Below are 23203 nucleotides of genomic sequence, written 5' to 3'. Positions count from 1 at the left end.
TTTATTATCATTTTTTGTCTAACAAAAGTTACTTTTTGCCAATCTATTTCCATAAAAATTTTAGATGTAGATAAAAAAAGACCAAGCCTTTGCTCGGTCTTTTCTAGTAACTGGACTCACTTATTCAGAAAAATGAACGACAGAGCGGATGGATTTTCCTTCATGCATTAAATCAAATGCTTCATTAATTTTGTCTAAGCCCATGGTATGGGTTACAAAAGGTGCCAGTTGAATATCGCCTTTCATCGCATCTTCAACCATACCTGGGAGCTGTGTACGCCCTTTTACGCCACCAAAAGCTGTACCCATCCATTTACGCCCCGTAACCAATTGGAATGGGCGTGTTGAAATTTCCTGACCCGCACCAGCCACACCAATAATTACTGATTGTCCCCAACCTCGGTGCGCACATTCCAATGCTGAACGCATAACGTTGGTGTTACCAATACATTCAAATGAATGATCAACACCCCAACCCGTCATTTCAACAATCACTTGCTGAATTGGTTGTTCGTAGTCTTTTGGATTTAAAAAGTCTGTCGCACCAAACTGTTTGGCTAACTCAAATTTGTCAGGATTCATATCTACAACAATAATACGACCTGCTTTCGCTTGTTTTGCCCCTTGTACCACGGCCAGACCAATACCGCCCAAGCCAAATACTGCAACTGTGTCACCCTCTTGTACTTTGGCTGTGTTATGTACTGCACCAATCCCTGTTGTTACACCACAACCTAACAAGCAGACTTGCTCAGGATTGGCTTCTGGATTAATTTTTGCCAAAGAAACTTCTGCAACCACTGTGTATTCACTGAACGTAGAACAGCCCATATAATGATAAATTGGTTCACCATTATATGAAAAACGCGTCGTACCATCTGGCATTACACCTTTGCCCTGAGTTGCACGGACTGCAACACAAAGATTGGTTTTACCTGATTTACAGAATAAGCATTCACCGCATTCTGCGGTATAGAGTGGAATAACATGATCGCCAGGTTGAACACTGGTTACACCTTCACCCACCTCTACGACAATACCTGCACCTTCATGCCCCAATACAGCAGGAAAAACACCTTCTGGATCATCACCTGATAGCGTAAATGCATCGGTATGGCATACACCCGTATGGGTAATTTTAACCAATACTTCCCCTTTTTTTGGTGGAGCAACATCAATTTCTACAATTTGAAGTGGCTGTCCTGGCGCAAAGGCTACGGCTGCACGTGATTTCATGCCATGTTCCCTTATATCGATATTTAACAGATGGACTACAGTAACCGCTTTTAAAGCCTTAATTCAACAATAACCGCATGATAATATGTATTTATATTGGTAATAATGAATTAGAACAAGATGCAAAAAAATACCAGATATTTCTCCTTATTATTATGTGCAAACTTAGGTTTACTCACGGCTTGTAGCCTTCCACCAAATCAGGCAAAGAAAGAATCTGCTTCAAACTACCACACTGAACATTGGATACAACGCCAAAATGTTGATGCCCAACTCAAGCAAGGACTTACTGCCTATTTAGCATTAGATGATGCATTTATGAGTATCGCATCACGTATTCACTTAATACGAGAAGCGAAACATACGCTCGATTTACAATATTATATTTGGGAAGATGATTCCTTAGGTCATATGATGCTGACCGAACTGTTAAAAGCCGCAGACCGTGGCGTTAAAGTCCGTCTCATGATTGATGATCAAAATGGCACCAAATTAGATCCATTACTTGAAAAGTTGGTTGCACATCCAAATTTCGAAATCAAAATCTACAACCCCTACAAATACCGTAATTTTAGGGTCATTGATTATGCTTTCCGCTTGAAACAAATCAATCATCGTATGCATAACAAGCTAATTATTGCCGATGGTGCCATTGCAGTGACTGGGGGACGTAATATAAGTCGTGAATATTTTGATGCAGGTAATGATTTTCAATTTACCGATATGGACATCTTGTTCTTTGGTAATGCCGTAAAATCTGCCAATCAAATTTTTATTAACTTCTGGAATAATGACCTGAGTTATTCAGTACAGCAATTGATTGGGGTTGGATCGGTAGATGATTTAGATTTACTTCGTAAAAGTCATGCTATGAACGATCTCGGAAGAGAACAGTTTATTAACCGACTAGATTTTGCACAAAAACAAATTATGACGCAATTACGGGAACGTAAGATTGAATGGGTTAAAGCACAATTCTTGGCTGATTATCCAGAAAAAACGCTTGGCAATATCGCACACGATAAATTGCTCTATTCTCAACTGAAACATGCAATGGGTATTCCTAAAGAACATTTAGAATTAGTCTCGGCTTATTTTGTACCCACTAAAGATGGAACAGCGTTCCTTGCAGATATTTCACATCAAAATATTAAAGTTCGTGTTTTAACCAATTCATTTTTAGCAAATGATGTTGCTATAGTACATGCCTTCTACCAGAAATATCGGAAAGAACTGCTTAAAAATGGTATTCAACTTTATGAGTTTAAGCCTGATATTCAGAGAAAACAGCGTACTTGGTATGAAGTGCTCACAGGTAACCTGATTCCTGCTAAAGCAAAAAGCTCATCAAGATTACATGCCAAATTCTTTGACGTAGATGGCAAAGTTTTTATTGGTTCATTTAATTTTGACCCTCGTTCAGTGAACTTAAATACTGAAGTTGGATTAGTTGTCGAATCTGATCATTTACAAAACCTTGTTACACATGCCATGGACAGTTATTTACCACAAGTTGCCTACGAATTAAAACTCAACCCTCAAGGGGAAATCATTTGGCTCGAACATCATGAGAATGGGCAAGTGACTGAATATAATGTTGATCCGCACACCACTAAATTTCAGCGATTTACTTTTAAGAGTTTGTCCTACTTACCGATTGAATGGATGATGTAATGACATAATCATTACATCTTATATATTTTCTCATCTAAAGAAGCTTAATTCGATTGTGTTTCATTGTTGTTGGTCAGCATTTCGGAATTAGGTTTTTCATGATCAAAACTAAAGGTATCCATCACTTGCGCAATAATCTCAAATATTTGGGGATTCATACACTGCGCCACATTAAAACGCATTAAATGTTTTGCACCTTCTGATTGGCTAAATGCGTGTCCTGGAGCAAGAATTAATCCGCGTTTTAAACAGCGTCGAGATAATTCTGCCGCATCAATCTCTGAAGGCAGTTTACACCATAAGAAAATTCCAGCTTTGGGAATAAGTACAGGTTCAATACGCAGTTGCCTTAATCGTTGAATGCACAATCCCATACTGGTATTGAGTTTCTTTTTTAATGACTCGATATGTTTTAAATATTGACTGTCCATAAGTGCAGCAAACACAATTTCTGCATTTAAATGTCCACTACTAAAATTCGTTGCAATTTTTAAATCAATATATTTTTCAATATCCTGAGAATTAGAAACGATATAACCACAGCGTAGCGAAGCGGTTAAGGTTTTAGAGAAACTGCCAATTTGAATCACCCGCCCCAAACCCATAAGTGTGGAATAACGTGGCGCGGGAACATATTCAAATTCCGAAAAAATATCATCTTCAACAATCAATAGATTCGCTTGATCCGCCAATTTGGCAACTTGATAGGCTCTTTGAACAGATAAGGTTGCCCCTGTCGGATTATGAATTCCAGAATTGGTTAGATAAAGCTTTGGTTGATATTGTAAGGCTTGTTCGAAACTTTCAATATCAGGGCCTTGAGTTGTAAATGGAATTGCAATTGCTTGTAAGCGATGGGCTTGAATGAGGGCTTGGAAGTTAAAATAGCATGGATCATCGACTAGAATCACATCCCCGGCTTTCAAATGTACACGAAAAATTAAGTCGATGGACTGAGTCCCAGAATCTGTAATTAAGATTTGTGAGGGTTCAACTTGTATTTCATACTGATTATTTTTACGGGCAATCCATTGCCTTAAGCCCATATGACCATGCGGTACAGGATATTCTACCAGCATCTTTAAAGATGATTTCGCTGCGTGTTTTAAAGCCTTACGCAAGCTGCTTTCAGGCATCCACTCTGGAGGCAACCAGCCGCAACCAGGTTTAAGCGTTTCTTCATTCGCATCCAAAGATTGGCGTGAAATCCATAAAGGATTAATTTCCCGATCATATTGAACATGATGTTCTGCTATTTTTTTCGCTTGCATCTGCCCTTTAACATAAAAACCAGAACCCGCTCTTGCCTCGAGTACACCCTCTGTAACTAAGCGTGCATACGCCTCTACCACTGTCGAAATTGAAAAATTTAGATCTTGCGCTAAACGCCGTACGGAAGGTAAGCGCGCCCCAACAACAAAACGCTGGTTCGCGATTTGTGATTTGATTTGTTCAATCACAATATCAATTTTGCTTTGCGTATACATAGCTGAGTATTCAATTTAATAGATCTCTGACAGTACAAATTGTATACCAATACAGTTATTTAAAATTGTACTGGATTGTATCTGTTTAGAGCTTCTCATTTGGCATGTAATTGAATCATAGAAAAATGAGATTTAAGCATGAAGCAAAGTAATATGGGTTGGATACATGGCTTTTTAGGCATGGTCATTTTCGCAGGCTCTATGCCAGCCACACGTCTTGCTGTGGTCGGATTCAGCCCAGAATTTCTTACTGGCGCTCGTGCTGTCATTGCCGCTGGGTTTGCAATTGTATGCCTAATTTTGTTTCAACAACCCTTCCCGAACCTGAAACAAATCAAATCTTTAATTGTGATTGCGTTTGGCGTTGTATTTGGTTTTCCATTTTTCACCGCTCTTGCCTTAGAAAACATGACTGCTGCACGTGCCCTTGTTTTCGTGGCATTACTCCCTTTAGCTACCGCCATTTTTGCCGTGTTACGTGCAGGCGAAAGACCTTCGAGTAAATTTTGGCTTTCTGCAATCATAGGCAGCAGCTTTGTTGCCATATTTATGTGGTTTCAAGATCAGCAAAGTTTTCATCTTAGTGCTGATCTATATATGCTCATGGCTGTATTGGTTTGTGGTTTAGGCTATGCCGAAGGTGGACAACTCTCAAAGCAGCTTGGTGGTTGGCAAGTCATTTGCTGGGCATTGATTATTGCTTTGCCTTTAATGTTGCTGTTATTTGGAATTTATTATCCTGAAAACTGGGCATCTATTCCTATTACAGCATATGCAGGATTGTTCTATGTTTCCCTATTTAGCATGTTGATTGGTTTTGTGTTTTGGTACAAAGGTTTGGCATTAGGAGGAGTTGCACGTGTTGGGCAAATTCAACTTTTACAACCCTTTTTGGGACTCATACTTTGCACTCTAGTACTTCATGAAGCCATCGATTTTTCCATGATTCTCGTGTGTTTTGCCGTCATTATGTGTGTCTTCTATGCCAAAAAGTATGCCTAAAGCTTTAACTTAAAAGATACATCTATTTAAATTAAACCAATTTTTTGAAAAAGCTGTTGATAGGCTTCAGCTTTTTTCTCTAATGCTAATGGGTAAGCGCGCGAAGATGATGGCATTCGAGATAAAGTTAACTCACGCTCTGCAAAAAATGTCTGCGAACTTGTCCCAATTATAGGTTTTTCCGTGCCTTCAGGCATGGATAACATAAGCGTGTCTGTCGCCTTATCCCCTGTAGTGACAATGTTTTGACAAAAAGGAATCTTGGCTAATAAGGTCGTTAAATCGGTCGGCGTTTCTATATGTAAAAATTTATCTGAGGCATTGTCTTTTAAACGAACAACTTGATACGCCGTATCAAAAATAGCGATCCCTTTTTCAGTTAAAAAATCACGGATTTTCTGCTCATAAAAATTCTTATTTGGAAGGTCTAGAAAATACGCCTTGTCTTGGAAAAAGATCAGCCCAAAGATTCGCCACATGTCGTTTTGATAATTCGGATAATAAAAATCCATTTTCCAACGAGTTTTGGGCGGTGGAAAACTGCCTAGCATCAGTAATTTTGCATTTGCTGGTAAAAAAGGTTCGAGTGGGTGGGTTTCTATAACTGACATTTCTTAAAATTAACACTTATATTTAAATGAGATGAATACCAAAATGTTGTAAAAGCTTTGCCCAAAGCAAAAATATAATTATCGTTATAATACAACAAGTACCTAAAGCAATCCAAAAACCACAACGTTGATACAATGGAGGAAATGCTAAAAACATGGGTAAAGTCGGTATGACATACCAAAAAGTATACCGAGCATGATTGGCAATTTTTTGAGGTTCCTGTCCCTCTAATTTCATCCAGATCAGAACCAGTACTGTTACTAGAGGTAATGCTGCAATTAACCCACCTAAACGGTCACTTCGTTTTGCTACTTCGGAAATAAGTATAACCATGCCTGCTGTTATTGCGTACTTAACAATCAGAGGAAGCATTTACTTCTCCACGTAAAATGATCTAAGCAAGAATAGTTCAATTAGTTTAAATTTTATAGAGACTTATGAAACTCGTTACTCGAAATAAGAGACATAATCTGAGTAATCCAGAAAAATATTCAACCAAACCTTTATTTTTTATTTAATTTCAAATATTTAAAACAATTCATCTTGTGCTGATTTTAGAGGAAATTAATTATGAGTGGTGAATATTGCTTATGAACACTGGAAAAGTAACCACTAAAATAGGTTGTAAAAGTTCATAAATTTTAGGTGTAATTGCACTAATGCTGTCAACGGAACCAACAGTTTTATGAGGTTTATTGATTACTTCAACATGTGACACGTAGTAACTGCTACCCTTGATAAAAAGCTTCTGGAAGTAAGCCTCTCCGAGCAAATTGAAATTTTTGTTAAATTAATAATACTTTTATTTTAAGACAGTTAGTCGAAAAAAAAGCCCACTTTAAAATCAGTCGGCTTCTCAAAATAAATAAAATTACTTAGGAATATTTCTAAGCTAAAAGGGAATTACCCCAATTTATTTACAATTCGCAAAGGTAAAACTTTCATCGCTAAGCTCATGGGTAGCCACGGCCACTTTGGAACATATGCTTTGACAGGCGCTTTCTCAATCGCTTCTGCAAGTAAATGAGAACCCGTTTTTTCATCGATTTCAAACGGTAACTGTTTCGCCCCTTCATTTAACTCAGTACGGATATAACCAGGGAATATAGTCGAAACTTTAATCGGTGTATCAATCAATTCTGCACGTATGCCTTCGGCTAAATGTGCCACTGCGGCTTTGCTGGCTGCATAAGTCGATAAATGTTTTGGCAAGCCACGTACCGCGCTCATGGAAGAAATGACCACCAAATGCCCTGAATTTTGTACGCGGAAAATTTCAACAGCCGCTTCACACTGTGCCAATGCAGAAATAAAATTAGTCTCGGCTGTTGCTCGGTTAATCTCAAAATTACCTTTACCAATACGGCGACCTTGTCCGACTCCCGCATTCACAATAATCCGATCTAGTTTGCCAAAGTCTTGTTGGAAAGCCTTAAACACTTCGAACACTTGATCATAATTAGTCACATCTAAAGTTTTGGCAATCACCTGAATACCATACTGACTTTCAAGCTCTTGTTTAAGTGCTTCTAGACGTTCTATACGTCGCGCACAAATCGCGAGATTGTAGCCCTTTTGAGCAAATTCACGCGCCATACCTGCGCCTAAACCTGAACTCGCCCCTGTAATTAAAATGGTTTTTGCCATGGGTGAAATCCTTGTTATATCCATGTTAAAAGTTCTGAGTCATCTGCTTTAATAAAATGATGCTCATTTAAACTGAGTAATTGCGGTTCATTTCCAACTAAACGCAAAGTGGTCATACTGGTATTGGTAATCGCCCAGTTCAATGCAAATGTGCGACTAGGATTCAGTTCTAGAATCTTTCCTGCTGCTACAGAAATTACACCACCTGAAGTAAATATGACCGCATAACGAGGTTTAGTTTGTGCTAACTCATTACACAATTCTTGTAATGCTGTTTCGACGCGATCTTTAAAGATTGGCCATGACTCTTCATATTCATGATGATATTCACCGCCTGTCCAACGCTCTATTGCCCCTTCAAATATTTTTGCCAGATAGGCACGCGGATTTACATGCTGCGCGACATCAGATTTTAATAAATGCGGTTCGTTGAATCTTGGCTCATACTGAGCAAAAACTTGCTGATGATTGAACTCGTTCCACTGCGAATCTGTGACCACTGGGCTATGTGGAAAGCATTCCGCCAAAGCCAATTGCGCCGTTTGCTGATGGCGATGCATTGAACCCGCCACCACATACGGTGATTCTTTTAAAATATGTTTGAAATATTGACCTAATCGTTGCGCTTGTAATTCTCCTTTCTCCGAAAGTTTGTCATAACTTTCGGCACCAAAAGACGCTTGCCCATGACGAATCAGATAAATGGTGGTCATTTTTCTAAAATTTCCTTAAATTTTTCCATATATTTATGTGCAATTTCATTGGCTTCCAGCTTTTGCATACCAATCAATTTCAACGCACGAATATGCAAGGCATGAATAATGACCCAAAAATCTTTAAAGGCAGGATTGTTAGTTTGCTTATGGAAATAGCGATAGTAAATTTGCTGCGCGATAACAGCTAAACGGAAGATGCCAAACACTTCGTAAAAGGTCCAATTGACTGGCTGTAATCCTGTCTTTTCCAAGTAATATTCTACAACTTGCTTACGGGTAAACATCCCTTGCATATTGGTAGGTTGGCGTCGCGTCGCTTTAAAAATTTTACTGTCCTTCTCTTCAACCCAATAAGCCAATGCCGAACCCAAATCCATCAGCGGATCGCCAATTGTCGCCATCTCCCAATCCAAAACGCCAATCACTTGCGTTGGATCTTCAGGATCTAAAATGACATTATCAAAACGCCAATCGTTATGAATTAAACAGGTTGCGGAATCTTCAGTAGGGATATTGTCGATCAGCCATTTACGTACAAATTTAAAGGTCGGTACATTGAGTGTATGTGCTTTCTCAAAGCGTTGATCCCAACCTTCAACCTGTCTACGGCAATAGCCTTCACCTTTACCTAGTTTTTCCAATTCTGTACCTTGGTAAGGTACTTGATGTAATTCAATCAGTTTATCAATCACATTCACACATAATTGATGCACTTGTGCTTCAGAAAAATGTAATTCTGGTGGAAGTTTTGCGCGCGGAATAATACCCGCAATGCGTTTCATGACATAAAAGTCACAACCCAATACAGACTCATCCTGACAAAGACCAATCATCTCAGGTAATACAGGATAAAACGGGGCCAGATTTTTCTGCACCGTATATTCACGCGCCATATCATGGGCAGATTTTGCTTTAGTACCTTTAGGTGGGCGACGCAGAATAAGATCAGTATTGTCATATTTTAGTCGATACGTCCAATTTGAAGCCCCACCCGAATATTGTGTGACTTCAACTTGTCCTTCTAATACAACGCCTTGTGACTTAAGCCAATCTTCTACAGCTTGTACATCCAGTTCTTCACCTTCACGTACACTGCCACCTACATCAATTACCGACATACTTGTTATCCCTAATTTTTAGAATATGAATGCTTTACTTAGTTTTACCACAGCTTTATTTTTTACGCGCGCCGTATCCACGCTTTTTCAGTTCAAGTTTTGCAATCATCCCTTTATGCACTTCATCAGGGCCATCTGCTAAACGTAAACTACGTGCTTGAGCAAAGAATCCAGTTAATGGTGTGTCACGAGAAACACCTGCACCACCGTGAATTTGTATTGCCATATCCACCACTTTTTCCAATACACTTGGTGCAACCACTTTAATGGCTGAAATTTCGGTTAAGGCAGCCATGTTGCCTAAAGTATCCATTTTGTAGGCAGCATATAAAGTCAGTAAACGTGCTTGATCAATGGCAACTCGAGCTTCTGCAACACGTTCTAAGTTGCCACCCAATTTTAGAATTTCTTTCCCGAAAGCGGTACGGTTCATACCACGGTCAATCATCAACTCTAATGATTTTTCCGCTGCTCCGATACAACGCATACAGTGGTGAATACGACCAGGCCCTAGACGGCCTTGTGCAATTTCAAAGCCTTGACCCGCACCACCAATAAAGTTAGATACAGGAACACGTACATTATTGAAGCTAATTTCGCCATGACCATGTGGTGCATCATAATCCCCAAATACGGGTAACATACGCTCGATGGTTACACCTGCTGAATCAATCGGTACAAGAACCATCGAATGTTGATGATGACGATCTTTAGTTTCGTCAGGGGTATGCGCCATAAAAATAATCATTTTGGCATTTGGATCACCTAAACCTGATGACCACCATTTACGTCCATTTAAGACAATTTCATCACCCTCAACTACAGCAGTTGCCTGCATGTTGGTTGCATCACTCGAAGCGACTGCGGGTTCCGTCATACAAAATACTGAACGAATTTTTCCTTCCAATAATGGTGTTAACCATTGTTGTTTTTGTTGGTCGCTACCATAGCGCCATAGCACTTCCATATTGCCACTGTCTGGGGCATTACAGTTAAATACGGTTGGGGCAATTAAGCTACGACCTGTTAACTCTGCAATATGCGCATATTCTTGCACTGAAAGCCCTGCACCCAAGATTGGATCGGGTAAGAACATATTCCATAAACCTGCTGCTTGAGCTTTAGCTTTTAACTGTTCTAATTGCGCTGGCCATTGCCACTGAGTCCAATCCCCACTTGGATTCAAGCGATGTACTTCATTCCAAAACTCAGGTTCTATTGGCTCAATTTCATTTGTGATAAATGCGTTCGTACGTTCTATATAGTCTTTTGTACGTGCTGAGAGTTCAAACATAGGTTTATCCTGTGAATTTTGTATATTTTCGCTTTACAGTACATTAGCTTGAAAATTAGTATGAATGAAATGATTTTATTTAATCTAAAACTATGAGCAATATTCATAATAATGTAGATATGGATTTAGCAACGTTCTACCGTATCGATATCAATCTTTATCCTCTTTTTATTGCTATTTACGAGCTAAAAAGTATTTCAAAATCAGCACATATGCTCAATATTACACAATCTGCTGCTAGCCATGCCTTACAACGTTTACGCTTACAACTGCAAGATGATTTGTTCATTCGCGCTGGTCATAAGATGCTACCTACACCGTTTGCAGAACAGTCTTATCCCATCATCAAAAAAGCTTTGCATGCTATTCAAAATGTTTCTCTTCAGAAACAAAGCTTTGAACCCATCATGATTAAAACACTTAAAATTGCAGTCCATGATGAAATTGAACCGATTATTTTCCCACGCCTTTTTCAACACTTCCAACAACTCAATTTAGAGATTCAATTTACGAGTTTTAAATTAGATCGTAAAACGGTTGTTGCGGATTTGGCTGCACAGCAAATTGATTTTGTGATGGATCTGGAACAAAATTTTGGAGAAAAAATCCAATTTCAAGCACTGGTACATGACCGTTTCGTTGTCTGTACTCAACAAGCTCAAATGAATGAAAAGCGTTATTTTTCTTCTCCACATATTGGCGTATCTTCCCGCCGTACAGGGTTATTATTAGAAGATATATATTTTCAACGTCAACAATTGAATCGGAACATTTTATTACGTTGCCAGAACTACTCGACTGCCCTCCAAATATTAGAACAGAATGATCAAGCGATTTTAACCTTACCAGAGACAATCCTATCTCACTTACAAGTCGGCTCATCTTTGAATATTTTTCCTGTTCCTGCCGAGTTACCTTATATGAAGATGGGGATGTTTTGGCATAAAGATTTAAATGAAAATTTAAGGCATGTTTTTTTGCGTGAGCAAATTAATCTTATTTTTGCTTAGGCTATTTTAGAAATATATATAAAATGCTTAGGCTATTTATCTTTCCGAAATTGGTTCGACACTAAATAAAAAAATGGTTTGCATTGCAAACCATTTGAACTGAAAGATTCATCACTTAATAATTTAATCTAGATCTATTTTCATCTATCCAAATCTATTTAATTTATTGATTAGAACCGACACCACTTAAAAGAAGAAATCATAAGACTTATTTCCTCATTCGAATCTAGGTTTATTGGAAAACTTTAAATCGTTCGGCATTTTCAATATAAGTTTTTGCTTTGGCTTCTGCCTCTATTGAACCAAATACAAGTTGAGCACGTAGTTTCCAATTTTGAGGAATGTCCCATTCATTATGGACTTGCTGATCTACAATTGGATTGTAATGCTGTAAAGATGCCCCTAGCCCTTCTGTATGCAACGCTGTCCATGTTGCAAATTGAGCCATAGCAGTAGAATGCTCTGCCCAAATTGGGAAGTTTTCCGCATATAAAGTAAATCGGGTTTGTAAATCTTCAATTACACTCATGTCTTCAAAAAATAGAATTGTGCCTAATCCTGCGGCAAAACTATCCATTTTAGCCGCGGTTTTAGCTGCCGCAGCTTCGTCAGTTGCGTAAGCCTGTAATTCTTGTTTCACGAAGTTCCAAAACTTTTCATGTTCTGCATTAAATAAAATCACGGCGCGTGAAGATTGCGAATTAAATGAAGATGGACTTTCACGAATCGTTCGTTGAATTAGATCCGTTAAATATTCAGGTGTTTGTTCTACATTTTTTGCCAATGCATAAATGGTACGGCGTTGTTCAATTAAGTTCAGGAATTCATTTGCCATGTTGCATGCCTTGAATGATGGTTTAATAAAAGGTTAATTCTTAGCCTGTGCTTTGCTAATATTGAATATTATGCAAAATCAATTCCAACTTACTTATAAATATTAAGTAAAAACATATTCATATTTTTTATATTTGGTAAAAAAGACTCATGAGACATTTATACGATATTTAGAATAAAACTAAAATTTATGAGGTTATCGAATCATTTAGCGAATAAAAAACCATTTAGCCGTTGATGCCAAATGGTTTCTTTTTTAAATCAGGGGTTTAAATAAATCTCAAGCTAGGTTGGCTTGCAATACATTATTTGGAAGATGGGCTTTCCAGATTTCTCTTAATGTTGGTAAATAAAACTTCTCACCTAGCTCAACCAATTCAGCGTCAATCAAAGCATGAATTTCGTGCATGAATAGATAATCGAGTTCTACTGTTTTTAATTTTGCATGTTTTTGGGCATCAGTTTTGCGCTTTTGTTGTGCACGCTTAACTAGTTCATCCGCAAATTTTTTATCCTTAAATTTTGCCAAGGCTGTCAAACGTAGTTCAATCACCCCCCAACCACTTAAAAGCAACTTAAATAGTTCAAAATCTTCAGTGTTTGACTCCCATGTCATTTCCTCTAAATTTTCACTTTCAGGCAATACTGGAAGTAACAGCTCCATTACACTTGGGAAAATCTTTTTAAAATTTAGAATAAATTTAACAGGATGCTCACCTGGGTAATCCTTAAATTGAATACGTTTCTGAACATCTGTCAAATATATGTCTAGCATAGGTCATCATCAGCGGTAAAAATCTAATGCGTATTGTACGCACTTATGCAACAGATAAAAACCGCTGATCTTATTTCGTTTTACAGAAGCTTATTTTACGTTCGGTGAAACCATATTTTCTGGTCGAACCACTGCATCAAATTGCTCTTCGGTCACCAATTGCAGCTCAACTGCCACCTGTTTAAGGGTTTTACCTTCCTTATAAGCAGTTTTAGCCACTTTTGCCGCATTCTCATAGCCAATCACAGGGTTCAATGCCGTTACTAACATTAATGAGTTATGTAGGAAATAATCAATTTTCTCTCGGTTTGGTTCAATTCCGACTGCACAATGCTCATTAAAGCTATTACATGCATCACCCAACAATTGAATAGATTGCAATAAGTTATAGGCGATCACAGGCATAAATACATTCAGTTCAAAATTCCCTGAAGCACCTGCAACGTTAATCGTTGTATCATTTCCCAACACCTGTGCAACCACCATGGTCATCGCTTCACTTTGGGTTGGATTCACTTTACCAGGCATGATACTTGAACCCGGTTCATTTTCAGGAATACGAATTTCACCAAAACCACAACGTGGACCACTGGCCAACCAACGAATATCATTGGCAATTTTATTCAAACTCGCTGCCAGTGTTTTTAATGCACCTGATGCAAACACTGCTGCATCACGCCCAGCGAGTGCTTCAAATTTATTTGGTGCTGTAACAAAAGGAAGTCCCGTAAGCTGAGATAATTGCTCAGCTACTTTTTCAGCATAATCAGGATGAGCATTTAACCCTGTCCCAACAGCCGTTCCCCCTAAAGGCAACTCATATAAGCCTGACAATGCCTGATGTAACCGTTTTAAACCATGATCTAACTGAGATACATAACCACTAAACTCTTGGCCCAAAGTTAACGGCGTTGCATCTTGTAAATGAGTACGCCCAATTTTCACAATATCATTAAATTCTTGAGCTTTAGCATCTAAGGTGTTACGTAATTGTGTTACAGCAGGAATCAATAATTCATTAATTTGCAGACTCGCTGCAACATGAATTGCGGTTGGGAATGAATCATTGGTCGATTGTGCACGGTTTACATGGTCATTTGGATGTACAGGTTTTTGTGCACCAAGAGGATTGCCTAGTTTCTGATTGGCGATATTAGCAATCACTTCATTGCAGTTCATGTTACTTTGCGTACCCGAACCAGTTTGCCAAACGACCAGTGGAAATTGGCTATCCCACTGTCCTTGAATCACTTCTTCTGCTGCATCGACAATATAGTGTGCTAATTCTTGTGGAATTTGCTTCAAATCCGAATTGGTCAATGCGGCAGCCTTTTTTACAAGCCCCATCGCTCGGATCATTGGTCGAGGTAAACGCTCGCCACCAATTTTAAAGTTCTGCAAACTCCGTTGAGTCTGTGCCCCCCACATTGCCTCTGCGGGAACTTCAACTTCACCCATGGTGTCATGTTCAATACGTGTATACATGTTTACCTCTATCTTCTTTATCTATCTATGGTCTTTTTTACTTATTCAGGTTGAATAGTGTTGTTATTTTAATGTAATGAGGCGACAGAGTAAACGATAATAATTATCGTTTACTCCAACTTTAATTCACTTATGTACGCAACGTATTTTGATAAAAACGCCACTCATCTTCCAACATTTGGGTCAAACTACGTTTTGCTTTCCAGCCCAAAAGTTGTTCGGCTTTCTCCGTATTTGCTCCAACCTGATCCAGCTCTTGACTAATCAAGTAGTTGGTATTCATGGTTTTGATTTCAGCCCCTGTTACTAGGGCAATCTGTTGCAATAAACTTTGAATCGAATAATTTTCACCTGTGATATTAAACGCTTCACAAGTATGCTGTTGAGTATATAGCCATTTCAGAGCGGCAATCACCGCATCACAACTATCCAAAACGTGTACAAATCCACGCTCTACAGTACCATCCGCAGTTTTTGCCTGTTTATGTAAATCAATATATTCGCGCTGTCGAGCAGCAACTTGCATAGCTAATGGCACAATATTTTTCGGCAACGGTTGTACAAACTCACCTAGAACACCATGTTCAAACGCACCTACTACATTACCCAGTCTTAGAATGGCAATATTCCATTCCTCATCAGTCTTAAAGGTGTCACGTATGATTTCTTCAATCATTTGTTGAGACTTAATATACGGATTGGGGTATGCATAGTTAAATGGCATATCTTCTTTCAGATCGAGACTCGATTCACCATATACTGCCAAACTCGACAAATGAACCAAATGTCGCACGCCCGTTCGTTGCATGGCACGCATTAAACTCATAATACTACTGACATTGTCATTGTAATACTCAAGTGGCTTTAACACCGACTCTTGCAAAGATTTGAACCCAGCCGTATGAACAACAGCATTGACTGTATATTGCTCAAAGACCTTATTCAAAGCAGGCGTGTTACGAATATCCAGCTTTGCAAATGGAACATACATCCCAGAGATGTACTCCAGTCTTTCCAAGGTCTGTAGATTGGCATTGGACAAATTATCTACAATAATGACTTCCTGCCCCTGAGCCATTAAGCTAAGAGCGACATGCGAGCCTATAAAGCCTAATCCACCAGTTACTAAAATCATTGTATACTACCTATTTCTTATGAAGTCTGGACGTTCCAAGTTTCGATTGGTACAGCCTTTAAGTGAATTCCATGAGTACATTACTGTTAATTACCTCTGCTCCTACATCTATTCATGCTTGGCATGCACTCGGGCTTGCGCAAGCGTTACATACACAGCAAGAAGCATTCCGTGTTTTCTTTTATCAAGACGGAGTTTCCGTAGCCAATGCCCTGCAATGGGTGCCCGATGACCAACGAAACCTCACGACAGAGTGGCAGAAACTTGGCATTCGCTTACCTGTTTGTGTAAGTGCAGCTTTGGCAAGGGGTATCACAGATGAAGAAAATGCAAAAAGACACAATATTGACCAACATAACTTAGCGCATGGCTTTGAATTGGTCGGTTTGGGTGAACTTGCCGATGCCGTACAATCCACTGAACGTCTAATTCAATTTTAAGTGGTTATTTTTGGCGAATTTGTTGCATTTAAAAGGTAAATTGTGTGAAAACTGTACTCGTGATATTAACCCAAGCCAACCTAACCAGCTTACACGTGCATGAAAGCCTTGCTGCGACTATGGTTTTAGCGACATTCGGCTGTGAAGTCAAGGTTTTACTCGTGAATGCTGCGCTCAGCCTATTACAAGCGGAACAACAATACGATAGCGTTAAACATGCCTTTAAACTGGCATCCAATATGGTTGATAGCTTTGAATTTTACGACCTAACCCCAATTTTGGTGGAAAGTGTGAATCAAGACCACCCTTTTGTGGTTCAGTCCCAACAAGAAATTGAGTTTGTTGAGCTAAATGCCCAGTTTTTACAAGACTTCGACCACGTTTTATATTGGTAACGGATGAATATTTTTTATGCTGACAGCTACACTTTTTTTGATTCAATCAGATTATTCTTCCGTAAATACTAAACTCGTTCAGCTCCAATCCTTATTACAGAGCAGTGACAGTGTAGTACTGATGGGAGATGCGGTCTTACACGCACAGCATGATACATTACAGCAAGTCGAACGACTCTATGTTCTAGATACAGATGCTGCATTACTGATTCAACAATTGCCAACACACATCCAAGTCATTTCTTATGCTCAATTTGCTGACATTTGCTTAGCACATACGCGCTGCATGACCATTAAATAATAGGTTTAAAAATATCATGATGAATCTAGAACTTGATCAAGATGGTCATTTGGTCGATTACACCATCTGGACACCTGAGGTGGCTCAAGAGTTGGCAAATAGCCTTGAACTTGAATTGACTGACTGGCATTTGAGTATTTTGCATGCTGTACGTCAGTTTTATCAGCAATTTGGACATTCGCCTGCAACTCGTCCTCTTATTAAATTTTTAATGAAAAGTGTAAGCCCAGATATTAACAATGCAGTTCTGCAAGAAAAATTTAATACAGGTCTTGTTGCCCGACATTTAAGTCGCCTCGCTGGTGTTCCAAAACCTGCCAATTGTTTATAAACCCAAGAGGCTCAAGCCTGTTTGGTTTGATCGATAGGCTGAACAGCGTCTAATTGAAATGGATGATGACGAAAAATTGGTTTAACCTGCCGTGCATTTAATGGTTCTTTACATTCTGAACACACTGTTATGGCTGTAAAAATTTGACCACATTGTTTATGCATGAGTTGCATCGGCTTACCCGTACCATCATCCATCCACTTATCTGCCCACGTCACCATACTCATCAGCACAGGATAAAGTTCTAGACCTTTTTCGGTTAAGCAATACTCAAAACGTTGCTGTCTTTCAACATACGGTTTTTTTTCTAAAATTTGCTGGTCAACCAAACGCTTTAAGCGGTCAGCTAAGACATGGCGAGTCACGCCCAATTGTTGCTGAAAATCATCAAAACGGCGCATACCCATAAATGCATTACGCAAAACCAATAATGTCCATCGATCTCCAACAATCGATAAAGCGCGTGCGATCGAACAAGGCTGCTCGCCAATTTCATCCCATTTCATAGATTTCGTTATTCCAACTATTCTTTTTCAAAAGTATCGGATTGTAGCAATTTTGACAATATTGCGGTCTGCATCTATAGCAGCAATAAAAAAAGCCATGTTATTCACATGGCTATTAAGCGGTACAAACAACAACTAGGGAAGTAGTTGTTGGTTAAAGGACACTAGCCCTTTTAACACAGCTATTGTGATCGTATTTAACGTATCATTTCCCGTCATTTTTATGTCATTTCCAGTCAAATTTAAGGCTTTTGCTTAAACTTCATCCCCTTCTTTCCATACATCTTCGTATTCTTCCCGATCAATCATAAAACGATAACCATGTTCCAATGCCAAAAATGGCAGTACTTCAGGCAACATTTTATGCAAATCCTTAACACAAACCGTTTGGAAAAAATCTTCACGGTCATCATGCTCGCCCGCATAAATAAACCAGGTGACATCTTCCCCTGCTTCTGGCTTGTTCCGAATGCCTACAATTGGTTCTTGATTTAAAGATGCGACTGCAACGGCAATCACATCATTTTCATGCACTGCAATATACTTTGAGCCATATTCTTCACATACCAGTTTTTGTTCAGTGATTAGATCCATATCCATTGTGGATACCAAATGTAATGATTGATGTTCCGCAGTTTAGAACCAAGTGCCATTTGTCTCAAGTCATCCCTACACAAAATATACTGTCGCGCGGTTTATTTTTCTGCTAATCTTGATTATGTAACTTTATCAAGGTGAATTATGAGCGAGTCGAATACAACCTCTCACGGCGGCAAACGTGCCAATGCAGGACGCAAATCTCACTACACTGAAAAAACAGTCGTTATGCGCGTGCCCGAGTCTAAGGTAATGGCCATTAAAGAATGGCTAAAACCTGTACCTAAAGATGACCGTCAGAACACCATTCAACTGAATCCAATTCATTTACAAACTGAATTATCAATTCCTTCCCCACTCGAATCTGTTGCGGCTGGATTTCCCTCGCCCGCGCAAGACTATATAGAAGATTACATTGATTTAAATAAGTATTTAGTTAAAAACCCAGCCAGTACTTTTATTTTACGCGTGGATTCTTTGTCTATGAAAAATGCAGGAATTGATGCTGGAGACCAAATTCTCATTGACCGTAAATTAAATGCCGAACATGGCGATATTGTATTAGCACTCATCAACAATGAATTTACGGTTAAACGCTTTATGCAAGATAAACATACGGAGCATGGTTTTAGATTTTGGCTAAAAGCAGAGAATCCTGACTATCCTGACATCTACCCACACGGTGAGGAAAATATTGCAATTTGGGGTGTTGTCATCTGTATTTTAAAAAAGCTCAAATAAGTGACGATTATGGACAAGCTTTATCATCAAGAACTTTATGCACTGATTGACATTAACAACTGCTATGTTAGCTGTGAACGTGTATTTAACCCCAAATTGAATGATAAGCCTGTAGTCGTGCTGAGTAATAACGATGGTTGTGTCATTTCACGCAGCAATGAAGCCAAAGCACTGAATATTTCCATGGCTGTACCTTGGCACGAAATTGAACGCGAAGCATTAAAAGCAGGTGTGCACGTCTTATCTAGCAATTATCCGCTCTATGCCGATATGTCACGTCGTTTTTTTGAGATTTTAGGTGAGCACTTTAATGATCAGGACTTAGAACCCTACTCAATTGATGAGTGTTTTATAAGGCTCACTGGCTACACACAACTTTTCGATATCGAACAATATTGTCGAGAACTTGTGAACAAAATTGCGCAATGGCTAGGTTTACCATGCTGTATTGGAATTGGTTATTCCAAAACTCAGGCGAAACTTGCTAATCATTTTGCCAAGAAACGAAAGAGCTTTAATCAGGTCTGTTTTTTGCCCACATTGGACTTATGCAGTTTTGAAGGGCTGCTACTCGAAACACCTGTAGAAGAAGTTTGGGGTATTGGACGAAAAATCAGTAAAAAATTACAGCATTATGCAATTCATAATGGCTTTGACTTAACTTTTGCCAATGAACATTACCTCAGTAAAGAGTTTTCTATCCTCATTGCACGCACAATCCGTGAGCTAAAAGGTCAGTCCTGTATTGCCTTAGATGATCCGACATTACCAGCAAAAAACATCCTTTCCTCTCGTAGTTTTGCCAAAGTATTGTCACAAAAAGAGATCATAAAACAAGCAATGATTTTCCATGTCAATCGTGTTCATAAACGCCTGATGCAACAACAACAACTCTGCGCCTGTATCCATGTTTCTTTGTATGAAAAAGTGCCTAAGTCACCCCATAAAAAGAGCCATTCACATGCCGTAGGTTTAGACTATGCTAGTGATGATCTCTTAATTTTAAACAAAGCTGCACTACAGCAAATTGATGTTTTATTTGAAGAAAATAAAAAGTATGTGAAGGTTGCAGTTATGCTTTCTGCTCTACATCCTAAAAGCCAGCATATTGATGACTTATGGCAACCGATAAACTTGATTCAACAACGTGAAGAGCTCATGGAAACTTTATACAAAATGAAACATCGTTATGGTTCCGATTGCATACAAATTGGTTATCATTCCAACAGCCCTGCATGGAAGATGAAACAACTACATCGTTCGCCACGTTACACCACTTGTTGGAATGAAATGTTAACAATTGATGATTCTCTATTCAGCCAAACGACTTGTAAATGAGCTGTTTTGGTCAATTCATGCCTTAAAAGAAAATAACTGCTCTATCGTAAATTTTGTCATTTTTTAACATTGCCAATTGTTAGCAAAGTTCGCAATATATGTCCCAAGTTCTGGTACATGCTTTCTACAATAATTCAAATAAAAATCAAAAGACTTGTAGGATACTATGCCATAATAAGCAAACTTTGCAGAGATCTTGCAAAGCAATATTGCAAACTTAAAATTGGAGCGTGCTGAATGAGTTCGACCATTTTGGTCATTCATGGACCGAATTTAAACTTACTAGGAAAACGAGAACCTGAAGTATATGGTTACTTGACCCTAGAGGATATCAATCAGCAACTCATCTCTCAAGCGCAAAAAGCATCAACAACGCTCAATACTTTTCAAAGTAATTGGGAAGGTGCCATTGTCGACCGAATTCATCAAGCGCAACAAGAAGGCGTACAGTTCATCATTATTAATCCTGCAGCACTGACACACACCTCAGTTGCAGTACGTGATGCCCTTCTTGGCGTAGCAATACCTTTTATTGAAGTGCATTTGTCAAATGTTCATGCCCGTGAAGCATTTCGACATCACTCCTATCTTTCCGATAAAGCTGTTGGCGTAATTTGCGGTTTAGGTGCTAAAGGTTATACCGCTGCACTCGATTATGCCCTCGAAAAAATTCAACCATCTAAGTAATCATAATCAGGAATACTGTCTCATGGATATTCGTAAAATCAAGAAACTCATCGATTTGATGATTGAATCTGACTTACAGGCGATCGAAGTTAAAGAAGGTGATCAATCGATTGCATTAACTCGTCGTAGTCCAGTCGTTGCAGCAGGAATTGCGGCAATGCCAGCTCCATCAGCAGAAATTCCATCTGCACCAAAATCTTCACCACGTGGTGCTGTTGAAACTTCACCAATGGTTGGTGTGTTCTATGCTGCGCCAAGCCCAGGTGAAGCAACATTTATTAAAGTGGGTCAAACTGTAACTGCTGGTGAAACACTTGGTATTATTGAAGCAATGAAAATCATGAACCCAATTGAGGCAACTCAAAGCGGTGTGATTGAAGAAATTCTTGTGAAAAACGGTGAAGTGATCCAATTCGGTCAACCTTTATTCCGCTATCGCGCATAACACCACGGGGTCTCACAATGTTGCAAAAAGTTCTAATTGCAAACCGGGGTGAAATCGCTTTACGTATCACCCGTGCTTGCAAAACATTAGGAATCAAAACGGTTGGTATCTATTCCGATGCTGACAAAGACCTAATGCATTTACGTTTTTGTGATGAAGCTGTCTGCATTGGTCCAGGAGCGAGTAGCGAGAGCTATTTAAATATTCCTGCAATTATTACTGCAGCAGAAATTACAGGTGCAGATGCTATCCACCCTGGTTATGGCTTCTTATCTGAGAATGCAGAGTTTGCTGAAATTGTAGAAAACTCTGGCTTCATCTTTATTGGTCCACGCCCAGAACATATTCGCCTGATGGGGAATAAAGTTTCTGCAATTACTGCAATGCGTAAAGCAGGTGTACCAACCGTACCAGGTTCTGCAAATGCAGTAACACCACAAAATGCTCTTGCTGAAGCAAAAGAAATTGGCTTTCCACTGATTGTGAAAGCAGCTTCAGGTGGCGGTGGTCGTGGTATGCGTATTGTAGAACAGGTAGACACCTTACTTGAGTCTGTACAAGCAGCCCAACGTGACGCAGAAATGTGGTTCGGTGATGATACGGTATATATGGAACGCTTCCTGCAAAAACCACGTCACGTCGAAATCCAAGTACTGGGTGATGGTAATGGTCATGCAATCCACTTATTTGATCGTGACTGCTCTTTACAACGTCGTCACCAAAAAGTGCTTGAAGAAGCGCCAGCACCAAATTTACCAGAACAAGCACGCGCTGACATTTTAGAAGCATGTGTGAATGCATGTAAGCTTATGCAATACCGTGGTGCAGGTACATTCGAGTTCTTATTTGAAGATGGTGAGTTCTTCTTTATCGAGATGAATACCCGTGTTCAAGTAGAGCATCCTGTTACAGAAATGGTTACAGGCATTGACATTATTGAGCAGCAATTGCGTATTGCCGCAGGTCTTGGACTTGAAATTGCTCAAGAAGATGTTGAATGTAAAGGTCATGCTATGGAATGCCGTATCAATGCAGAAGACCCTTCTACATTTATGCCATCTCCAGGTAAAATTGAGCATTTCTATGCGCCAGGTGGTGCAGGCATTCGCTTGGACTCACATATCTATCAGGGTTATAGCATTCCACCTTACTACGACTCAATGATCGCCAAGCTCATTGCACATGGTAAAGATCGTGAAACTTGTATTGCTCGTATGCGCCAAGCTTTAGATGAAATGATCCTAACAGGAATTAAAACCAATATTCCTTTGCATAAGGATTTAATTCTACAAGACAAAAACTTCTGCAAACATGCAATGGATATTCACTATCTAGAAAAGCATTTGTTGAAGCAACTCGAAGGTCAAGCTGAAAAAGCAGCATCTTAATTAGCAAGC

The 23203-nt window shown here is 39.1% G+C and carries 26 protein-coding genes; 12 read left to right on the top strand and 14 right to left on the bottom strand.

Annotated features, from left to right (window positions below; genetic code table 11):
• Positions 1 to 120: 120 nt before the first annotated feature.
• A complete protein-coding gene (locus M5E07_RS07860) occupies positions 121 to 1236 on the bottom strand; it encodes an S-(hydroxymethyl)glutathione dehydrogenase/class III alcohol dehydrogenase (protein ID WP_131264937.1) in 1116 nt (371 codons plus the stop codon).
• Positions 1237 to 1356: 120 nt separating this feature from the next.
• On the opposite strand from M5E07_RS07860, the gene M5E07_RS07855 reads away from it, so the two are divergent.
• Positions 1357 to 2910: a phospholipase D family protein gene (locus tag M5E07_RS07855; RefSeq protein WP_252223519.1), complete on the top strand. Its 1554-nt coding sequence runs from the start codon at positions 1357 to 1359 to the stop codon at positions 2908 to 2910.
• A gap of 44 nt (positions 2911 to 2954) precedes the next feature.
• Here the strand turns inward: M5E07_RS07855 and M5E07_RS07850 are convergent, their stop codons facing one another.
• Positions 2955 to 4397, bottom strand: coding sequence for an aminotransferase-like domain-containing protein (locus M5E07_RS07850; RefSeq protein ID WP_252223517.1), 1443 nt, complete (start codon positions 4395 to 4397; stop codon positions 2955 to 2957).
• A gap of 138 nt (positions 4398 to 4535) precedes the next feature.
• Here M5E07_RS07850 and M5E07_RS07845 point away from each other — a divergent pair, with 138 nt between their 5' ends.
• Complete coding sequence (locus tag M5E07_RS07845) at positions 4536 to 5399, top strand: DMT family transporter (protein ID WP_252223515.1); 864 nt, start codon at positions 4536 to 4538, stop codon at positions 5397 to 5399.
• Between the two features lie 26 nt (positions 5400 to 5425).
• On the opposite strand, the gene M5E07_RS07840 is transcribed toward M5E07_RS07845, so the two are convergent.
• The 6 genes from M5E07_RS07840 to M5E07_RS07815 form a co-directional block, all read right to left on the bottom strand.
• A complete protein-coding gene (locus tag M5E07_RS07840; RefSeq protein WP_252223513.1) occupies positions 5426 to 6010 on the bottom strand; it encodes a uracil-DNA glycosylase family protein in 585 nt (194 codons plus the stop codon).
• 22 nt (positions 6011 to 6032) lie between these two features.
• Complete coding sequence (locus tag M5E07_RS07835) at positions 6033 to 6383, bottom strand: DUF3147 family protein (RefSeq protein WP_252223511.1); 351 nt, start codon at positions 6381 to 6383, stop codon at positions 6033 to 6035.
• A gap of 531 nt (positions 6384 to 6914) precedes the next feature.
• Positions 6915 to 7658 (bottom strand): SDR family oxidoreductase, encoded by a 744-nt coding sequence (locus M5E07_RS07830; RefSeq protein ID WP_252223503.1) that lies wholly within the window; start codon positions 7656 to 7658, stop codon positions 6915 to 6917.
• A gap of 14 nt (positions 7659 to 7672) precedes the next feature.
• Positions 7673 to 8371: a histidine phosphatase family protein gene (locus M5E07_RS07825; protein ID WP_252223501.1), complete on the bottom strand. Its 699-nt coding sequence runs from the start codon at positions 8369 to 8371 to the stop codon at positions 7673 to 7675.
• Entirely contained in the window at positions 8368 to 9492 is a 1125-nt protein-coding gene (locus M5E07_RS07820) for a phosphotransferase family protein (protein WP_252223499.1), read from the bottom strand. The genes M5E07_RS07825 and M5E07_RS07820 overlap by 4 nt, the downstream gene beginning before the upstream one ends.
• Positions 9493 to 9547: 55 nt before the next feature.
• Positions 9548 to 10786 (bottom strand): acyl-CoA dehydrogenase family protein, encoded by a 1239-nt coding sequence (locus tag M5E07_RS07815; protein WP_252223497.1) that lies wholly within the window; start codon positions 10784 to 10786, stop codon positions 9548 to 9550.
• 92 nt (positions 10787 to 10878) lie between these two features.
• On the opposite strand from M5E07_RS07815, the gene M5E07_RS07810 reads away from it, so the two are divergent.
• Complete coding sequence (locus M5E07_RS07810) at positions 10879 to 11796, top strand: LysR family transcriptional regulator (protein WP_252223495.1); 918 nt, start codon at positions 10879 to 10881, stop codon at positions 11794 to 11796.
• Between the two features lie 232 nt (positions 11797 to 12028).
• Here M5E07_RS07810 and M5E07_RS07805 read toward each other — a convergent pair whose 3' ends face one another.
• The 4 genes from M5E07_RS07805 to galE all read right to left on the bottom strand — a co-directional run bounded on the left by M5E07_RS07805 (position 12029) and on the right by galE (position 16025).
• A complete protein-coding gene (locus M5E07_RS07805; protein WP_252223493.1) occupies positions 12029 to 12631 on the bottom strand; it encodes a nitroreductase family protein in 603 nt (200 codons plus the stop codon).
• Positions 12632 to 12910: 279 nt separating this feature from the next.
• A complete protein-coding gene (locus M5E07_RS07800; protein ID WP_116763288.1) occupies positions 12911 to 13405 on the bottom strand; it encodes a hypothetical protein in 495 nt (164 codons plus the stop codon).
• A 90-nt stretch (positions 13406 to 13495) separates the two neighbouring features.
• Positions 13496 to 14890 (bottom strand): class II fumarate hydratase, encoded by a 1395-nt coding sequence (gene fumC, locus M5E07_RS07795; RefSeq protein ID WP_116763290.1) that lies wholly within the window; start codon positions 14888 to 14890, stop codon positions 13496 to 13498.
• A 130-nt stretch (positions 14891 to 15020) separates the two neighbouring features.
• Positions 15021 to 16025, bottom strand: a complete 1005-nt coding sequence (gene galE, locus M5E07_RS07790) for a UDP-glucose 4-epimerase GalE (protein ID WP_116763292.1) — start codon at positions 16023 to 16025, stop codon at positions 15021 to 15023.
• Between the two features lie 71 nt (positions 16026 to 16096).
• Between galE and tusD the strand changes: the two genes are divergently transcribed.
• The 4 genes from tusD to M5E07_RS07770 are packed head-to-tail and all read left to right on the top strand — an operon-like array spanning position 16097 to position 17492.
• Complete coding sequence (gene tusD / locus M5E07_RS07785; RefSeq protein WP_016167904.1) at positions 16097 to 16465, top strand: sulfurtransferase complex subunit TusD; 369 nt, start codon at positions 16097 to 16099, stop codon at positions 16463 to 16465.
• Between the two features lie 44 nt (positions 16466 to 16509).
• Positions 16510 to 16860 (top strand): hypothetical protein, encoded by a 351-nt coding sequence (locus M5E07_RS07780; protein ID WP_252223490.1) that lies wholly within the window; start codon positions 16510 to 16512, stop codon positions 16858 to 16860.
• A gap of 16 nt (positions 16861 to 16876) precedes the next feature.
• A complete protein-coding gene (locus M5E07_RS07775) occupies positions 16877 to 17161 on the top strand; it encodes a DsrH/TusB family sulfur relay protein (protein WP_252223488.1) in 285 nt (94 codons plus the stop codon).
• Between the two features lie 19 nt (positions 17162 to 17180).
• On the top strand, positions 17181 to 17492 hold the full coding sequence (locus M5E07_RS07770; protein WP_116763318.1) for a TusE/DsrC/DsvC family sulfur relay protein: 312 nt from the start codon (positions 17181 to 17183) through the stop codon (positions 17490 to 17492).
• An 11-nt stretch (positions 17493 to 17503) separates the two neighbouring features.
• Here M5E07_RS07770 and M5E07_RS07765 read toward each other — a convergent pair whose 3' ends face one another.
• Positions 17504 to 17998, bottom strand: coding sequence for a winged helix-turn-helix transcriptional regulator (locus M5E07_RS07765; protein ID WP_252223486.1), 495 nt, complete (start codon positions 17996 to 17998; stop codon positions 17504 to 17506).
• A 255-nt stretch (positions 17999 to 18253) separates the two neighbouring features.
• Positions 18254 to 18598, bottom strand: coding sequence for an immunity protein Imm33 domain-containing protein (locus M5E07_RS07760; protein WP_252223484.1), 345 nt, complete (start codon positions 18596 to 18598; stop codon positions 18254 to 18256).
• A 141-nt stretch (positions 18599 to 18739) separates the two neighbouring features.
• Here M5E07_RS07760 and M5E07_RS07755 point away from each other — a divergent pair, with 141 nt between their 5' ends.
• The 5 genes from M5E07_RS07755 (at position 18740) to accC (ending at position 23194) form a co-directional block, all read left to right on the top strand.
• On the top strand, positions 18740 to 19336 hold the full coding sequence (locus M5E07_RS07755; RefSeq protein ID WP_116763302.1) for a LexA family protein: 597 nt from the start codon (positions 18740 to 18742) through the stop codon (positions 19334 to 19336).
• Between the two features lie 9 nt (positions 19337 to 19345).
• Positions 19346 to 20674 (top strand): Y-family DNA polymerase, encoded by a 1329-nt coding sequence (locus M5E07_RS07750; protein WP_252223482.1) that lies wholly within the window; start codon positions 19346 to 19348, stop codon positions 20672 to 20674.
• 237 nt (positions 20675 to 20911) lie between these two features.
• On the top strand, positions 20912 to 21361 hold the full coding sequence (aroQ, locus tag M5E07_RS07745) for a type II 3-dehydroquinate dehydratase (RefSeq protein WP_116763306.1): 450 nt from the start codon (positions 20912 to 20914) through the stop codon (positions 21359 to 21361).
• 22 nt (positions 21362 to 21383) lie between these two features.
• Positions 21384 to 21806 (top strand): acetyl-CoA carboxylase biotin carboxyl carrier protein, encoded by a 423-nt coding sequence (accB, locus tag M5E07_RS07740; protein WP_116763308.1) that lies wholly within the window; start codon positions 21384 to 21386, stop codon positions 21804 to 21806.
• 17 nt (positions 21807 to 21823) lie between these two features.
• Positions 21824 to 23194 carry an acetyl-CoA carboxylase biotin carboxylase subunit gene (accC, locus tag M5E07_RS07735; RefSeq protein ID WP_252223480.1) on the top strand — a complete coding sequence of 457 codons (1371 nt, stop codon included), beginning with the start codon at positions 21824 to 21826 and terminating at the stop codon, positions 23192 to 23194.
• Positions 23195 to 23203 lie beyond the last annotated feature (9 nt).

Origin of the sequence: Acinetobacter tibetensis (genome assembly GCF_023824315.1) — a bacterium.
Taxonomy (GTDB): Bacteria; Pseudomonadota; Gammaproteobacteria; order Pseudomonadales; family Moraxellaceae; genus Acinetobacter; species Acinetobacter tibetensis.
Note: the sequence above shows the minus strand (reverse complement) of the source record. Positions and strands in the feature narration are given on the sequence as shown.